This window comes from Paenibacillus sp. MZ04-78.2, assembly GCF_024213375.1.
GTDB lineage: Bacteria > Bacillota > Bacilli > Paenibacillales > NBRC-103111 > Paenibacillus_G.
The window spans coordinates 178,141-192,223 of the sequence record NZ_JANAVJ010000002.1; the positions used below are offsets into that span (position 1 = coordinate 178,141).

At 51.3% G+C, this 14,083-nt stretch carries 16 protein-coding genes and 1 tRNA gene; 4 read left to right on the forward strand and 13 right to left on the reverse strand.

Features of this window, described 5'->3' with window-relative positions; all coding sequences use genetic code 11:
- Positions 1–21: 21 nt before the first annotated feature.
- A tRNA-Ala gene (locus NLX71_RS02500) sits at positions 22–97 on the forward strand.
- An 80-nt stretch (positions 98–177) separates the two neighbouring features.
- Here the strand turns inward: NLX71_RS02500 and imm9 are convergent.
- The 3 genes from imm9 to NLX71_RS02515 all read right to left on the reverse strand — a co-directional run bounded on the left by imm9 (position 178) and on the right by NLX71_RS02515 (position 2,204).
- Positions 178–654 carry an Imm9 family immunity protein gene (imm9, locus tag NLX71_RS02505; protein ID WP_254361914.1) on the reverse strand — a complete coding sequence of 159 codons (477 nt, stop codon included), beginning with the start codon at positions 652–654 and terminating at the stop codon, positions 178–180.
- 59 nt (positions 655–713) lie between these two features.
- Positions 714–1,376, reverse strand: coding sequence for a phage tail family protein (locus tag NLX71_RS02510; protein ID WP_254361915.1), 663 nt, complete (start codon positions 1,374–1,376; stop codon positions 714–716).
- Positions 1,377–1,541: 165 nt separating this feature from the next.
- Entirely contained in the window at positions 1,542–2,204 is a 663-nt protein-coding gene (locus NLX71_RS02515) for a pentapeptide repeat-containing protein (protein WP_254361916.1), read from the reverse strand.
- A 190-nt stretch (positions 2,205–2,394) separates the two neighbouring features.
- Between NLX71_RS02515 and NLX71_RS02520 the strand changes: the two genes are divergently transcribed.
- Entirely contained in the window at positions 2,395–3,018 is a 624-nt protein-coding gene (locus NLX71_RS02520) for a hypothetical protein (RefSeq protein WP_254361917.1), read from the forward strand.
- Positions 3,019–3,048: 30 nt separating this feature from the next.
- Here the strand turns inward: NLX71_RS02520 and nrdR are convergent, their stop codons facing one another.
- Entirely contained in the window at positions 3,049–3,531 is a 483-nt protein-coding gene (nrdR, locus tag NLX71_RS02525; protein WP_254361918.1) for a transcriptional regulator NrdR, read from the reverse strand.
- 99 nt (positions 3,532–3,630) lie between these two features.
- Between nrdR and NLX71_RS02530 the strand changes: the two genes are divergently transcribed.
- A complete protein-coding gene (locus tag NLX71_RS02530) occupies positions 3,631–3,855 on the forward strand; it encodes an alpha/beta-type small acid-soluble spore protein (protein ID WP_010496076.1) in 225 nt (74 codons plus the stop codon).
- 75 nt (positions 3,856–3,930) lie between these two features.
- On the opposite strand, the gene NLX71_RS02535 is transcribed toward NLX71_RS02530, so the two are convergent.
- The 5 genes from NLX71_RS02535 to polA all read right to left on the reverse strand — a co-directional run bounded on the left by NLX71_RS02535 (position 3,931) and on the right by polA (position 9,512).
- Entirely contained in the window at positions 3,931–4,512 is a 582-nt protein-coding gene (locus NLX71_RS02535; protein WP_254361919.1) for a lytic transglycosylase domain-containing protein, read from the reverse strand.
- Positions 4,509–5,105, reverse strand: coding sequence for a dephospho-CoA kinase (gene coaE / locus NLX71_RS02540; RefSeq protein WP_254361920.1), 597 nt, complete (start codon positions 5,103–5,105; stop codon positions 4,509–4,511). The genes NLX71_RS02535 and coaE overlap by 4 nt, the downstream gene beginning before the upstream one ends.
- A gap of 41 nt (positions 5,106–5,146) precedes the next feature.
- Positions 5,147–5,830: a sporulation membrane protein YtaF gene (gene ytaF, locus NLX71_RS02545; RefSeq protein WP_254361921.1), complete on the reverse strand. Its 684-nt coding sequence runs from the start codon at positions 5,828–5,830 to the stop codon at positions 5,147–5,149.
- Positions 5,831–5,916: 86 nt separating this feature from the next.
- Positions 5,917–6,780: a DNA-formamidopyrimidine glycosylase gene (mutM, locus tag NLX71_RS02550; protein WP_254361922.1), complete on the reverse strand. Its 864-nt coding sequence runs from the start codon at positions 6,778–6,780 to the stop codon at positions 5,917–5,919.
- A gap of 44 nt (positions 6,781–6,824) precedes the next feature.
- Positions 6,825–9,512, reverse strand: a complete 2,688-nt coding sequence (gene polA / locus NLX71_RS02555; protein WP_254361923.1) for a DNA polymerase I — start codon at positions 9,510–9,512, stop codon at positions 6,825–6,827.
- A gap of 182 nt (positions 9,513–9,694) precedes the next feature.
- Between polA and NLX71_RS02560 the strand changes: the two genes are divergently transcribed.
- Positions 9,695–10,465: an HAD family hydrolase gene (locus NLX71_RS02560; RefSeq protein ID WP_254361924.1), complete on the forward strand. Its 771-nt coding sequence runs from the start codon at positions 9,695–9,697 to the stop codon at positions 10,463–10,465.
- A 182-nt stretch (positions 10,466–10,647) separates the two neighbouring features.
- On the opposite strand, the gene phoU is transcribed toward NLX71_RS02560, so the two are convergent.
- Genes phoU through pstC form a run of 4 tightly spaced genes read right to left on the reverse strand, consistent with a single transcriptional unit; the run spans position 10,648 to position 13,926 of the window.
- Complete coding sequence (gene phoU, locus NLX71_RS02565; RefSeq protein ID WP_254361925.1) at positions 10,648–11,307, reverse strand: phosphate signaling complex protein PhoU; 660 nt, start codon at positions 11,305–11,307, stop codon at positions 10,648–10,650.
- 35 nt (positions 11,308–11,342) lie between these two features.
- A complete protein-coding gene (gene pstB / locus NLX71_RS02570; protein WP_254361926.1) occupies positions 11,343–12,131 on the reverse strand; it encodes a phosphate ABC transporter ATP-binding protein PstB in 789 nt (262 codons plus the stop codon).
- Between the two features lie 2 nt (positions 12,132–12,133).
- Positions 12,134–12,991: a phosphate ABC transporter permease PstA gene (pstA, locus tag NLX71_RS02575; protein WP_254361927.1), complete on the reverse strand. Its 858-nt coding sequence runs from the start codon at positions 12,989–12,991 to the stop codon at positions 12,134–12,136.
- Positions 12,988–13,926, reverse strand: a complete 939-nt coding sequence (gene pstC, locus NLX71_RS02580; RefSeq protein ID WP_254361928.1) for a phosphate ABC transporter permease subunit PstC — start codon at positions 13,924–13,926, stop codon at positions 12,988–12,990. The genes pstA and pstC overlap by 4 nt, the downstream gene beginning before the upstream one ends.
- Between the last annotated feature and the right edge of the window lie 157 nt (positions 13,927–14,083).

Here is a 14,083-nt window from a genome sequence, read left to right on the forward strand (position 1 = left end):
TTGAACTATGAATGTATATAAGGGGTCTTAGCTCAGCTGGGAGAGCGCATCGCTGGCAGCGATGAGGTCAGGGGTTCGATCCCCCTAGACTCCACCACTATCGCACTTCACACCCTCCTAAGGAGGGTTTTTATTTTGCCTTGAAACATTTCATCACGTTCCTATATTCGCATCAAACTATCTGTTTTCATTCTCCAATCTAACCTTTTTCCCCTTCAATGTGAATCCGATTTCAAATAATTCTTGAAGCCCTTTTGAAATGGCGAATTGGACATAATTTTCAATATTCTTAAAGCTCGTAAAATCCACTTCTATAAAATGAAAGTATTTTTCTTCAATATGTGGGACACCTGTAACAAAACACTTTTTTGGCAAACCCCAATCAATTTCGTTGCTTTTAGGAAAGGGTATAATTATTGAAAGCTCTTTTTCTTTATTTGGGGAATATGTTACGCCTCTTTTAGCGATGCAAATACAATTTCGAGTTCTTTCAGCGCTGTCATAAAGTATATGGATAGAGACTGTCCAGTCTTGCAACATCCTTTGGTCAAATGAAGTCACAAGAATATCAAAATCCACACTAATTTTTTCATAATCAAATTGAATGAGTTCATTATACATGATATTGGAACGATATGATAATTTGAATTTCATGAGTACTCCTTCTCTCAATGGCCGTTTCCCATTATTTCACTTTAAATCAAAAATAACAATTAATGGTGCTCTATCTTGGTTATATAATAGTGCTTTTCTTTTTTAATTAGGTCAAATTCAACGTCTACTTTATTCTTTTGCTTATTTTGGGGATCGAAGTAGTCATACTCAGTCCCAGTAACTCTTACAATGACTTTCGTCCCTTTCTTTTCAATAATCACCTTTAGATCAGCATGAATACCACTGGTTCCTTTTCCAAATCTTTCTGTTGCAATCGACTCGTAATTTCCTTGAGAGTCTTTCTTAAAATAAGTATTAAAAATTTCTTCTGATTCTTCAGGTACAAAATATGTATTCAGTCGGGCAATGATAGCATCCTTCGCTTTTCCTTCCAGCTTGCCTTTTGCATGTGTTAAACGAATTAAATCATCAGTCCATATTTGTAGCTTATTAAACCAAATCCACTTATATGTATCACCTTTTGCTTCCAGGACGCTATCGTCCAATACAGATGGTGAATAGTTATCAAGTAAGGATATAACTAAATTTACATCTTCAGTTTTTAAAATGTCTTCTTTCAACGGCGAGTTACTTTCTATAGAAGAAGCACTAGGTTTCACTTCTTCCTTAGCTGGACTAGTAACAGATTGGCTTGAATCACAGCCGACCATTGAAATGGACATGCATAGCAATAATGCTACAGAAATATACGTTTTTTTCATTAGGCATATTTCCTCCCATCTGATAAAAACTCAGATTAGCAGAACAATTTCTTTTACCAAAAAAAGAAAGCACTTTATAAGCGCTCCTCGATTAACAAAATAAGATCAATCCAATTTCCTTGTTTCGTTCTCACATACAATCTATTGCCGATTTTCTTACCATGCTTATACAAGTGAATCATCCTTTACAACAAGCCCAAATATAGCTGCAAAAAGGTAGGCTTGTTCGCGGTTAATGATACACCCTTGCAAATCCTCTACTCCCACGCCTAACCCATTGAATTGGCAATCGCTTAAATCGATTCCGTTCATCTTAGTACCCGACAATTGAGCCTGATCCAGGTTGGAACGATATAATTCGGTTTTTTGCAATTTAGAGAAACTAATATCGGTATGACGCAAAGAACTATCCTGAATAATCACTTGCTTGGTATTGCAGAATCGGAATGTGGCGTAATCGGCTATACACTGATCAAAAAGTACATTCCGCAATGTCGAATCAGATAAATGGATTCCAATCAATTTGCAATTTTTGAATGCTGTTCGATGAATAATGGCATCGCTGAAATCGACATTGGATAGATCGCATTGTTCAAAGATAACATCGGTCAATTCAACACCTGTTAAAGTACATTCTGTAAAGGTAACCTGTTTAAAAATCATTTTATCAAAAGTTTTTTTTTGACCCGTCAGTTGCTCAATTACGCATTTTTGCACGATTCCCATTTCCACAAAAGCATTGGACTGAACATCATCTGGCAATAGTTCAGACAGTTCATTCATAATGATCGGCGATTCGATTTTCATTACTTTTTTCTTGTTGCTCATTTGGTTTTCTCCCTCCCACCCATAATGGGAACATCAGTTCCTAGTATAGATGAACGCAATGTGGGAGTCAAGACGAAACTCTATGAATCCGTTTTGAAGTCTGAGGTAATTTTTGGTTTTCAATTGTTTGTAATATTAAGTCGTTTTTTATATAATGATTTCCCGTAGGGCTATCAATAAGGAGGACATCATGCAAAATCTACTCACAAGATTTGGATCTTTTTTATGGCGTATGCATTTAATTTTGATTATGAATATCATTTTAGTTATTTCAATTACAGTGGCAGTGGTAGTACTTCAAGGGACATCTGAGGATATTTACTTTGGTATTATTGTCTTCTTTTTGTTGACTCCTTATACATTGCTTTTTAAACCTAAAACAGTTCTTAGCAGAAATATTTTATTCATGTCATTGTATACATACTTTACGATTCCATTCACTTTAAATATTTGGGTCTTGCCTCTAAACATTTCTATTTCGAAATTTTTATTTTCTATTTTTTTAACATCCATACTTATTTTCATCTTACTATACTTTTACAATAGAAAAAATCATCTTAAAGAATTTATAGATCATTCCAAACTATCCTTAGATATCATAAGATTTATTTTCGTAGTTATTCTAACTCTTACAACAGTATACGCTATGATCGATAACGATTTCAGTTCATTTAAAAGCATTTTCGAATACAATGCCAGCATCGAAGAGTTAAGAAAATCTTATCAATTAACATTCCGATTATTAGCTATCCCATTTGTGTTCTCAGCTAGTGTGCTTAGAATTGCTATTGATTGGATATCGCTGAAAAAATAAAAAAGGCCCTTTGGCCTCTTATTTTAACCACTACAGCTTATTCGTTTCTCCGCTGGACTGATGCTTGGACAGCAGTCCGGTCAATTCTTTCATAAACATATCGATGTCTTTAAATTGACGGTACACCGACGCGAACCGGATATAAGCAACCTCGTCTACAGGATACAGCTCGCTCATGACAATCTCCCCGATGTCACGGCTGTCTACTTCGGCATGGGCCGTCGTGCGGATTTGCTTCTCTACCTCGGATACAATCATCTCCAGCCGTTCGACGGATACCGGACGTTTCTCACAGGCGCGGATCAAGCCCCGCAGCATTTTTTCCCGGTTGAATTCCTCCCGGCTTCCATCCTTCTTAATGACAATGAGCGGCGTCTCCTCGACCATCTCAAAGGTCGTGAACCGTTTCAGACATTTCTCACATTCGCGGCGGCGCCGGATCGATTTATTCTCGTTGGCGGCACGCGAATCCAATACCTTGGTGCCGGAGTAATCGCAATATGGACATTTCATCGATCGTTTCTTCCTCTCCCTATTTCCCAATAGCTCCCTGTCATGAAGTCCGGGCAATCGCACATAATAGGATTACCAACGACAAGGAGGTGAACAGACATGGGTGCAGGTCAATCCCGCAGCAGCAATCAATTGGTAGTGCCTCAAGCGAATGCAGCGTTGGATCAACTGAAATACGAAGTAGCGCAAGAACTGGGTATCGCGATCCCTCAGGACGGTTACTTCGGTCACATGGCTACTCGTGATACTGGTGCGATCGGTGGTCACATCACTCGTCGCCTGGTGCAAATCGCTGAGCAGTCTCTTGCCGGTCAATTCAAATAATAACACGTTTTGAAGAATACGCAAGAAGTATCGGGCTTAAGCTCAGCTTGTCCGATACTTCTTTGCCGTGTAAGGTCAAGCGGCGCGCTTCTCCCACTCTTCCCTATACAATTTAACATACTTGTTATAGTAATACATTACACGCTGTATGTAATGTCTCGTTTCTCCGTAAGGTATACGATCCGCATTTTGGAGCGTTCCGTCCCATGCGTTCTCCTGGAGCCAGCGGTTGACTTTGCCGTGCCCCGCATTATAGCCCGCAAGAACCGCTATGCGATTGCCGCTAAACTGCTTAAATAACCAATGAAGATACCATGATCCTAGCTCGATACTGACCGCCGGATCGTTAAGCCTAGTTTTGAATTCTTCACTAAAACGCGCCTTGTCAATAATCCAATCCGCCGTATCCGGCATAAGCTGCATCATTCCGTATGCGCCTTTCTTGGATTCCGTTTCCGTCAAATAGTTGGATTCCACCCGAATAACGGCGGCCACAAGAAAAGGATCGAGATCGTATTTTGCGGCGTTTTGGCGTATTTCCTGTTCGTAATGGATCGGATACAGCATGCGCCCTACATAATTGCTGCTTAGGAACAAAAAGATAACAAACGTCAGCAGCAGCAAGGCGAAAACCCGCTTTTTCCGCCAAAAGCTCATGATAGCCCCCTTTCGTTCCAGAAAGCTTCAACTTGCTTTTCCGTTGCCTCCAGGGTTCCCGAATTGTCGATGACCCAATCGGCAAGCCCTTTCTTTTCCTCAATCGGCATCTGGGACAGCAAGCGTTTCTCCGCCTGCTCCGCCGTGATTCCGTCCCGGGCCATCAGCCGCTGAAGCTGCACTTCGCGCGGCACATAGACGACCATCACCTGCTCATACATAGCCTGCTGCCCCGATTCGTACAGGAGGGGCACGTCGACGACGACCAGCTTGTCCGGCTGCTCCGCCGCATAAGTATGCATTCTTTCGCGTATGAATGCGCGAATGGGCGGATGCAGCAGATTTTCCAAATCGCGAAGCGCCTCACGATTACCGAAGACCCGCTCGCCCAGCTTTTTGCGATGAAGAGAACCGTCCGGCAGCAGCAGATCGTCTCCGAACCGCCGGATCACTTCAGCCAGAACGGGGGTTCCCGGCTCCACGACCTCTCTCGCAATCCGGTCCGCATCGATCAGCAGCGCGCCGCGCCGGACGAGCATCTCGGCCACCGTGCTTTTCCCGCACGCAATCCCCCCGGTTAATCCGATGTTCATGGTCATTCCCCTATTATATCCAAGATGATGTTGTTGTATGGTCAGAACAGTTTCATGATGCCCATCAGGATCAAGACAAATCCGGGCAAAGCGGACAGCTTGCGAATCCATTTCAGCTCCGCATAGCGCAATCCGATTTGCAGACCGATACCCAGAAACGTACCGCTGGCCAGCGCAATGACCGCCGCCGTCAGCCACGGCATGAAGCCAAGCAGTGCGGCGCCGATCCCCGCCCCGAAAGCGTCCAGCGAGAGTGCCAGCCCCAGCAGCGTCGCTTCATAGGCCGATATGTTGCCGGAACGGTCCACATCCGCCATGGACGGCGTACGCAAGATTTGAATGACCAGACCGAACCGTTTCAGTTCAAGATAAAATACTTCTTTCGCCGTCGCCGGCCCCGGAACGGGGACTGGCGGCTGCGGCTCGTTCGCCTGTCCCGCTTGCGATTCCTGCCGTCTTTGCTGGACCAGTTGAAGCAGCGCCCACAAGCCGATCCCCATCAAAATCACGGCGCCGATATCTTTTGCCACGGCCGGGTCGACAAACCGACTCATCCAGACGCCGATTTGCATCGAAGCGTAAATAATAACACCCGACCAAGCCGCGATGATCGCGATCGAAGTGAGCGGAATCCGGATTTTGCGAAAACCGTACGTGACGCCTACCCCGAATCCGTCCAGACTGACGGCAAACGCAAGCAGAAGCAACGAGACGACAGACAACATGACGTTCCCTCCTCACCAGTAACTGCACACCATACTATATGGCTGTTCTGGGCGGAGGGTGCGTGTTGCCGTTCCGGGAGGCCCCGTTAGTCTTCGAGCGCTTCCCGTTTCCCGCGCTTGCGCTTCGGCGGCTGGCAGACCGGACAATAATGGGTGCCGCGCCCGGCTACCACCGTCTTGACAATCGCCGTGCCGCAAGTCAGACATGCCTCGTCCTTGCGGCCGTACATTTTCAGCTGATGCTGGAACATCCCGATCTCACCTTGGCCGTTGACGTACGACTTGATGGACGACCCGCCTGCCGCCACGGCGTCTTTCAATGTTTCTACAATCGCTTCATGCAGCTTGGCCGATTCCGCTGCGCTCAGCGTCCCGGCTTCCCGCTCCGGATGGATACCGGCCAGAAATAACGCTTCATCCACATAAATATTCCCGATGCCCACAATGTATTCCTGATTCAGCAGCAGCGGCTTGATCTTCGTCTTGCGCTTTTCGATCTTCCCGCGGAAAACTTCCGGCGTAAACGCCTCGTCGAGCGGCTCAAGGCCAAGCTTTTTGAGCGGCGCCTCCAGCAAATCCCGATCCTTCGGATAGACGTGCATCGTTCCGAACTGCCGCACGTCCTTGTACCTCAGCTCCGTGCCGTCCGTAAAATGAAACACGACATGCGTATGCTTTTCCAACGGTTCGTCCGAGCGGTATGCCCCATAGCGTCCCTCCATCCGCAGATGCGAGACGAGTGTATATTGATCGAGCATAAACCGCAAAAACTTCCCCCGCCGCTCGACCGAGTGGATCGTTTCCCCCTCAAGCATGACCGCAAACGCCTGGATGTCGTCCGGATGCTGAATGATGCGGGGCAGCAGGACGGACACGCTCTCGATCCTCTTGCCAATGACTAATTGATTGAGCGTACGGCGCACCGTTTCGACCTCCGGCAATTCCGGCATGATGTCTTCCCCTCCTTCATTCCACCGGGTGGATGCCCGGCAGATTACTTCGCCTCGTACCAGTTCTCCCCGGCATCGACGTCCACCTTCAGCGGCACGTCGAGCTTCAGGGCCGATTCCATCAATTCGGCGACCATTCGTTTCATCAAGTCTATCTCGTCTTCCGGCACCTCGAATACCAGTTCGTCATGCACCTGCAGCAGCATGCGGCTGCGCACGCCCTCTTCCTTCATCCGCTTGTCCAATTGGACCATCGCCAGCTTGATAATATCCGCGGCCGTTCCTTGAATCGGCGTATTCATCGCGGTGCGCTCGGCGAACGAACGCAGGTTGAAGTTCGAGGCTGTAATTTCCGGCAGGTAGCGGCGACGCTGCAGCAGCGTCGTGACGTAGCCGTCCTGACGGGCTTTTTTGACGATATCGTCCATATATCGGCGAACCCCTTGGAACACGGCAAAATATTGCTCGATAAACTTCGCCGCGTCCTTACGGGTAATGTTCAAGTTCTGCGACAACCCGTAATCGCTGATGCCGTATACAATGCCAAAGTTGACTGCTTTGGCCTGACGCCGCATATTCGAATCGACTTCCGCTTCGGATACGCCGAACACGTCCATGGCCGTTTTCGTATGAACGTCCATGTTGTCGCGGAACGCTTCGATCAGCTTCGCGTCCTGCGAAATGTGCGCCAGCACGCGCAGCTCGATCTGCGAGTAGTCGGCGGTCAAGATTTTCCACCCGGGCTCGGAAGGGAAAAATACCTTGCGGATTTTGCGGCCTTCCTCCAGCCGGATCGGAATGTTCTGCAAGTTGGGATACTGGCTGCTGAGCCGTCCGGTCGCTGCGATTGTCTGCCTATAGTACGTATGCACCTTCCCGGTGGAAGGACGCACTTCCTTAAGCAGGCCTTCCACATAAGTCGACTGCAGCTTCGCCAGCGTCCGGTAATGAAGAATGTGACCGACCATCGGATGGTACGGCTCCAGCTTCTCCAGCACTTCGGCGTCGGTCGAATAGCCGGTTTTCGTTTTCTTGACCACCGGCAGTCCGAGCTTCTCGAACAAAATTTCCCCCAACTGCTTCGGCGAGTTGATGTTAAACTCGACGCCGGACTCGTCGTAAATCGATTGCATGATGCCCTCAAGCTGGCTCCCAAGCTCGGCGCCGTAGGCTTTGAGCTCCTCTGCGTCCACCTTGATCCCTTTGCGCTCCATCGAAGCCAGCACGAGCGCCAGCGGAAGCTCCAGTTCGTAAAACAATTGATGCATTTCGCTCGTTTCGAGCGCTTCCTTCAGCTTCGGCGTCAGCCGATGGACCGCGGCGGCTTTGCGACACAAATAGGTGGTCAGCACGTCTTCCTCGGGCACCTTGAATTTCGCGCCCTTGCCGAACACTTCCTCGTCAGCCGGAAGCGAACGCAGCCCGTAACGGGACGTCAGGCCGTCCAGCGTCAGCGACGACTCCGTCGGATCGAGCAAATAACCGGCGAGCAGCGCATCGAAGCCGATGCCGCCCAGCTTGATCCCGCGCCAGGACAGCACGATGATCGCTCGGTGCAGATCGTAGATGGCAACCTCCTGCTCGTCTTCCGAAGCGAGCCATTCCCGCACCGCAGAGGCGTTATCCTGCTCAAGCCGTCCCACTGGCACATAGTAGCACACGGGCTCCGCGCCCTCTTCTTCGCTATAGAAGGACAAGCCGATCACCTCGGCGTTATGCGGATTGTCGCCGGCCGCTTCCACATGCAGCGCACGGACATGCGGCAGCGCGGCGGTCAGCTCGGCCAGCTTGTCGTCCGTAACCAGCACGGCCGGCGGCTCGGTTCCCGCTTCTTCCGCCTCTACTGCCCCAGACGCCGCAGCGCCGGAAGCGGGTAGCTGCAGCCGCTCCAACAGCGACTTAAACTCCAGCTTGCGGAACATCGTGGCAAGCTCCGATTCCTCATATCCGCGATAGGCTAGCTCGTCCCATGAAAAACCGATCGGCACCTCCCGGAAAATCGTCGCAAGCTCCTTGCTCATCCTGGCGCTGTCGACGTTCGCAGCGACCTTCTCACCAAGCTTGCCTTTGATCTGCGAGGCGTTCTCCAGCACGTTCTCGACCGAGCCGTATTCGTGCAGCAGCTTAAGCGCCGTCTTCTCCCCAACGCCCGGAATGCCCGGAATGTTGTCGGACGTATCGCCCATCAGCCCTTTCAGGTCGATGATCTGATGCGGCTTCAGGCCGTACGTTTCTTCGATGTGCGCCGGATCGAACAGCTCGACCTCGCTGATGCCCTTGCGCGTCAGCGCGATGGTCACCTGCCCGCTTGCAAGCTGCAGCATGTCCTTGTCCCCGGTGACGACGACGACCTCGATACCGCCTTTCTCATCCGCAATACGCGTCAGCGTGCCGATGATGTCGTCGGCTTCGTAGCCGTCCAGCTCGAACTGGCGGATGCCGAACGATCCGAGCAAATCCCGGAGCAGCGGAAACTGCTCGGACAGCTCAGGCGGCGTTTTTTCGCGGCCCCCTTTGTATTCTGCGTAATCTTTATGTCGAAACGTCGCTTTCCCCGCGTCGAATGCAACCAGAAAGTGCGTCGGCTTCTGTTCCTCCAACAGCTTGAGCAGCATGGTGGTGAACCCATAGACCGCGTTCGTGTGCAGCCCCGTGGAATTGCTCAGCAGCGGCAGCGCGAAAAAAGCGCGGTAGGCAATGCTGTTCCCGTCGATCAAAATAAGCTTGGACAATGGATACACCCCATTCGGCAGTCTTCCTACTCTATACATGATAGCATAGGACAGCATAAGAAAAAAACCTTTGGAAAGCTTTCTCGAAAAAGGGGTGTGCGCCGTTTTTGCCGCATAAAATGAACTAACTTTTGATCCTTGACGGTGCCTTTCGAGCGGAAAGGAGATCGGAGGCTGGGTTCATGAAAGAAACGGTTCGTTTGAACGGAAAACGCGCGATTTTTTTCGATGTCAATCAGACGCTGGTACAGCAGGGACTCAGCTTCGAACAATGCTTCGCAGAGGTGTGGGACGATTATTCGGCCAGATGGGCGGCGGAGGACCGTCCGAAGGCGGATTCGCTCTGGGAGCAGTATATTACGCGTTGGCAGCAGCGCAAAAAAGGCCGGACGACATTCAAGCAGCTCGACGAGCTGCAGCAGCAATGTCTGCGGGAAGCCTTCGAGGCGCTGAGGATTCCCGCTTCCTCCGGCGTCCTGCGAAGCTTCATGCAGGATATCCGCCGCTTGCAGGTAGCGGCGAAGTCCATGGCGCCGCAAACGGCAAAAACGCTGGAGGAGTTGTCCCGTACATACCGCCTCGCCATCATCAGCAACAGCCCCCGCAGCGAAGTGCTGATGATGCTGCAGCGGTTCGGGCTGGAATCGTATTTCCCCGAAGAACGCATCTTCACGGCGCAGAAGCCGGCGGACAAGAAGCCTGCGCCTTATCTTTTCAAGACGGCGCTCCAAACGATGCAGCTTGCGCCAAGGCAGGCGGTCATGGTAGGGAACTCGTGGAAGCATGACGTGTGCGGCGCCGTCAAAGCGGGCCTGGATGCCGTGTGGCTTCATCCCGGAGCGGCCGGTCCGTCCGGCGAATCGGGCGATAAAAAAATTTCCCAGCAGCGGCTGGGAAAGCGTAGGGTGTATCTGATCAAGCAGCTGGATCAGCTTCCCCAGCTTTTCGGTTAAATTTCAATTAGCCTGTCGTCGACCCCATTGCTGCTGAGGCGCTCCTACGATGCGCTTTCGACTGCTTCTTCATCTTGGCCGCCGACAGGAGAGCTCTGTTTTTACAATGACAAAAAAGCAAAAAGTCCCGCCCGCACCATAACCGCGCGGCGGGACTCCGGGCCGGGGCCGTTCGGTATCCACTATACGTTCAAATCTTTGCGTTTGCCGGTGACCATAAAGATCACGCCTTCTCCGATATTCGTCGAATGGTCGGCGACACGTTCGAGGAAATGGGCGGCCAGCATGAGCTGGGACAGCTGTCTGTTTTTAGCAAAATCGGTGCCCATCAGCATGATGATATCGTTCACGATGACGCTGTACAGCTTGTCGACTTCGTCGTCCTTCTCGGCCAGCGCCGCCGCCCGGTGAACGTCGCGTTCGGTATATGCCAGTAGGCTCTCCTGCAGCATATTTTGGGTCAGCTCCGCCATGCGCGGGATGTCTTCGAGCGGCTTCGCCAGCTCTTGGCCGTTCAACCGGATGCAAATTTTGGCGATATCGACGGCATGATCCGCAATGCGTTCGAGATCAGTGGCGATCTTCAGCGCCATGCTGATAATCCGCAGATCGCTGGCCATCGGCTGCTGCAGCGCGATCAGTCGCAGCGAATCTTCTTCGATTCTGGCGGTCATCTCGTCGATCCGATCATCCTCTTCGATCGTTTGTCGGGCCAAGCCCTCATCCTGCCGCGCAAGCGCTTCGACGGCTTGGCGGATCAGCCTCGCGACATTGTTGCCCATGTCGAGCAGATCTTTTTGAAGCAGGTCCAGCGATTGGTGAAAATTGATCCGGTTATCCACGAATAGTGCGCTCCTTTGTCCGAACGGCCGGGAACTTATCCGAACCGTCCGGTAATATAATCTTCCGTCCGTTGGTCGGAAGGCGTGGTAAAAATTTTGTCCGTTTTGTCCGACTCGACCAGCACGCCGTTCAGGAAGAACGAAGTATAGTCGGAAATCCGGGCCGCTTGCTGCATGTTATGGGTGACGATGATGATCGTGTACTTCTCCTTCAATACCTGCGTCAGCTCTTCGACCTTCAGCGTCGAGATCGGGTCGAGCGCAGACGTCGGCTCATCCATCAGCAGCACATCCGGCTCGACGGCAAGCAGACGCGCAATGCACAAGCGCTGCTGCTGACCGCCGGAGAGACCGAGCGCCGACTTGTTCAAGCGGTCCTTGACCTCGTCCCACAGCGCGGCTTGCACCAGACTCCGTTCGATGATTTCGTCAAGGGCGGCTTTTTTCTTCGTGCCATGGATTCGCGGGCCGTATGCGATATTATCATAAATGCTCATCGGAAACGGGTTCGGGCGCTGGAACACCATGCCGACCTTCTTGCGCAGGGATACGACGTCCGTCTCCGGGCCGTAAATATGTTGGCCGTCCACATAGATGTCGCCGGTGATCCGTACGTTGTCGATCAGATCGTTCATCCGGTTCAGGGTGCGCAGAAACGTCGATTTCCCGCAGCCGGAAGGGCCGATCAACGCGACGATGGAATTTTGCTCGATTGTCAGCCCGATGTTATGCAGCGCATGGTTTTCACCGTAATATAAATTTAATTGCTCTACTTTGATTTTATTTGCAACCTTCGCATTCGCGATTGCACTCGCTGTCGCCATAGTCATTTCCCTCCGGACAATTTTTTCTGCAGCATACGGCTTGGAATACCGATGAACAGGTTAAAGAGCAGCACGACGATTAGCAGCAACGCGGCGGAGCCTTTGGCAATGTTTTTGGCGTCCGGCACGATCGCTTCGGATTGGACGTACCACAGATGAACGGACAGCGTCTCGCCCATGCTGAGCGGATTGAAGTCCGGGAAGAAGCGCGATACCGACAGCCCCGCGGTATAGATTAGAATGGCCGATTCCCCGAGGGCGCGGCCCGCGACAAGCGTAATCCCCGTAATTAAGCTCGGCAGCGAAGCCGGGAGCAGCACCTTGCGGATCGCCTGCCAGCGGGTCGAGCCGAGCGCAAGCGACGCCTCCCAATACGATTCCGGAACGGAGCGGATCGCTTCTTCCGTCACCCGCACAAGCACGGGCAGATTGAGCAGCGACAGGGTGATCGCCCCGCCGATGATCGAAAATTTCAGACCCATCCAGTTGACGAACAACAGGAAGCCGAACAAGCCGAAGACGATCGACGGCACGGAAGACAAGGCTTCAACGGAGACGCGCACGATGTCCGTAAACCGGTTCTTCTTCGCATAAATCGCCAAATACACGCCGGCGCCGATACCGATCGGCAGCGAGAACAGCAGCGACAAGAACAAAATATAGAAGGAGTTGAACAGCTGCGGGCCTACGCCGCCGCCGGCCATAATCTCCGAGGGCTTGCCGGTGATGAAATTCCAGTTCAGCATCGGCAGTCCGTCGCCTAAGATCCGGAATAAAAACCAGCCCAGAATCACAATAATAACAGCGCCCGTTGCCCAAAAATAGAGCGTGGCGATCCGGTCGGTCGTTTTGCTCGTCATTTCACTTCACTCCTCTTTGCAACAATGCGGATGATCAGGATCATGGCCAGTGAGACGAGAAGCAGCACAAGCGCCATCAGGAACAAAGCGTTGTTCCACGTGCTGCCGTAATGGGTGTTCCCCATGTCCTTCACGATCGCCGTCGTCAGCACCGTCGCCGAGCTGAGCAGCGAGTCCGGCATTTGCGGCGAGTTGCCGATGACCATGAACACGGCCATCGTTTCTCCGATCGCTCGTCCCATCCCAAGAATGATCCCGGTCAGAATGCCGGGCCGGGCCGCAGGGATCAGCACGCGCCAAATCGTCTGCCAGCGCGTTGCGCCGAGCGCAAGCGAAGCCTCTTCCAAGCGGCCGGGCAGTGCACGGATCGCGTCCTCGGAGATAGATAGGATCGTCGGCAGAATCATGATCGCCAGGATGATGGCCGCCGGCAAAATCCCGTACCCGAAGCCCTCATTGAACTTCGCGAGAAACGGAACGATCACCGTAAGACCGATCAAGCCGTAGACGACCGATGGAATCCCGACGAACAAGTCGGTGGCCGGACGAACAATTTCACGCACCCACTTCGGCGCAATTTTAGCTAGAAAGACCGCACCCGACAGCGCAAGAGGCACCGACAGAAGCACCGACAAGAAGGTCAGCAGCAGCGTGCTGTACAGAAACGAGAACGCGCCGAATTTATTTTGCGACGGGGTCCAGTCGGTCGAGAAAAAAAACTCGACCGGCGTCACCCCCGAAAAGGTCTTGACTCCTTGCCAACCGACGAAGACGATGACGGAAAAGATGATGAACGTTACGAGCGACGCGCTTCCTATAAATATCCATCTCATCACTTGGTCACTTCTGTTTTGCGCTCTCGTCCAGCGGTTCATCGGATGCTCCTTCCGCTCTTCCTTCACACTTTCCGTCAGCTGATCGGCAAATGAATTCATCAGCTATTACCCCCTGGTTCGAATAGTTCCACACGTGTTCCTTAGCTCAAGACCATCATAGAGTACGAATGTAATAACAAAACATGAGAATTGTTAAGGTAATGTAAAAATTGCGCGGGTTTCGACAAATCGGCAGACGTGGACATAAAAAAGCAGC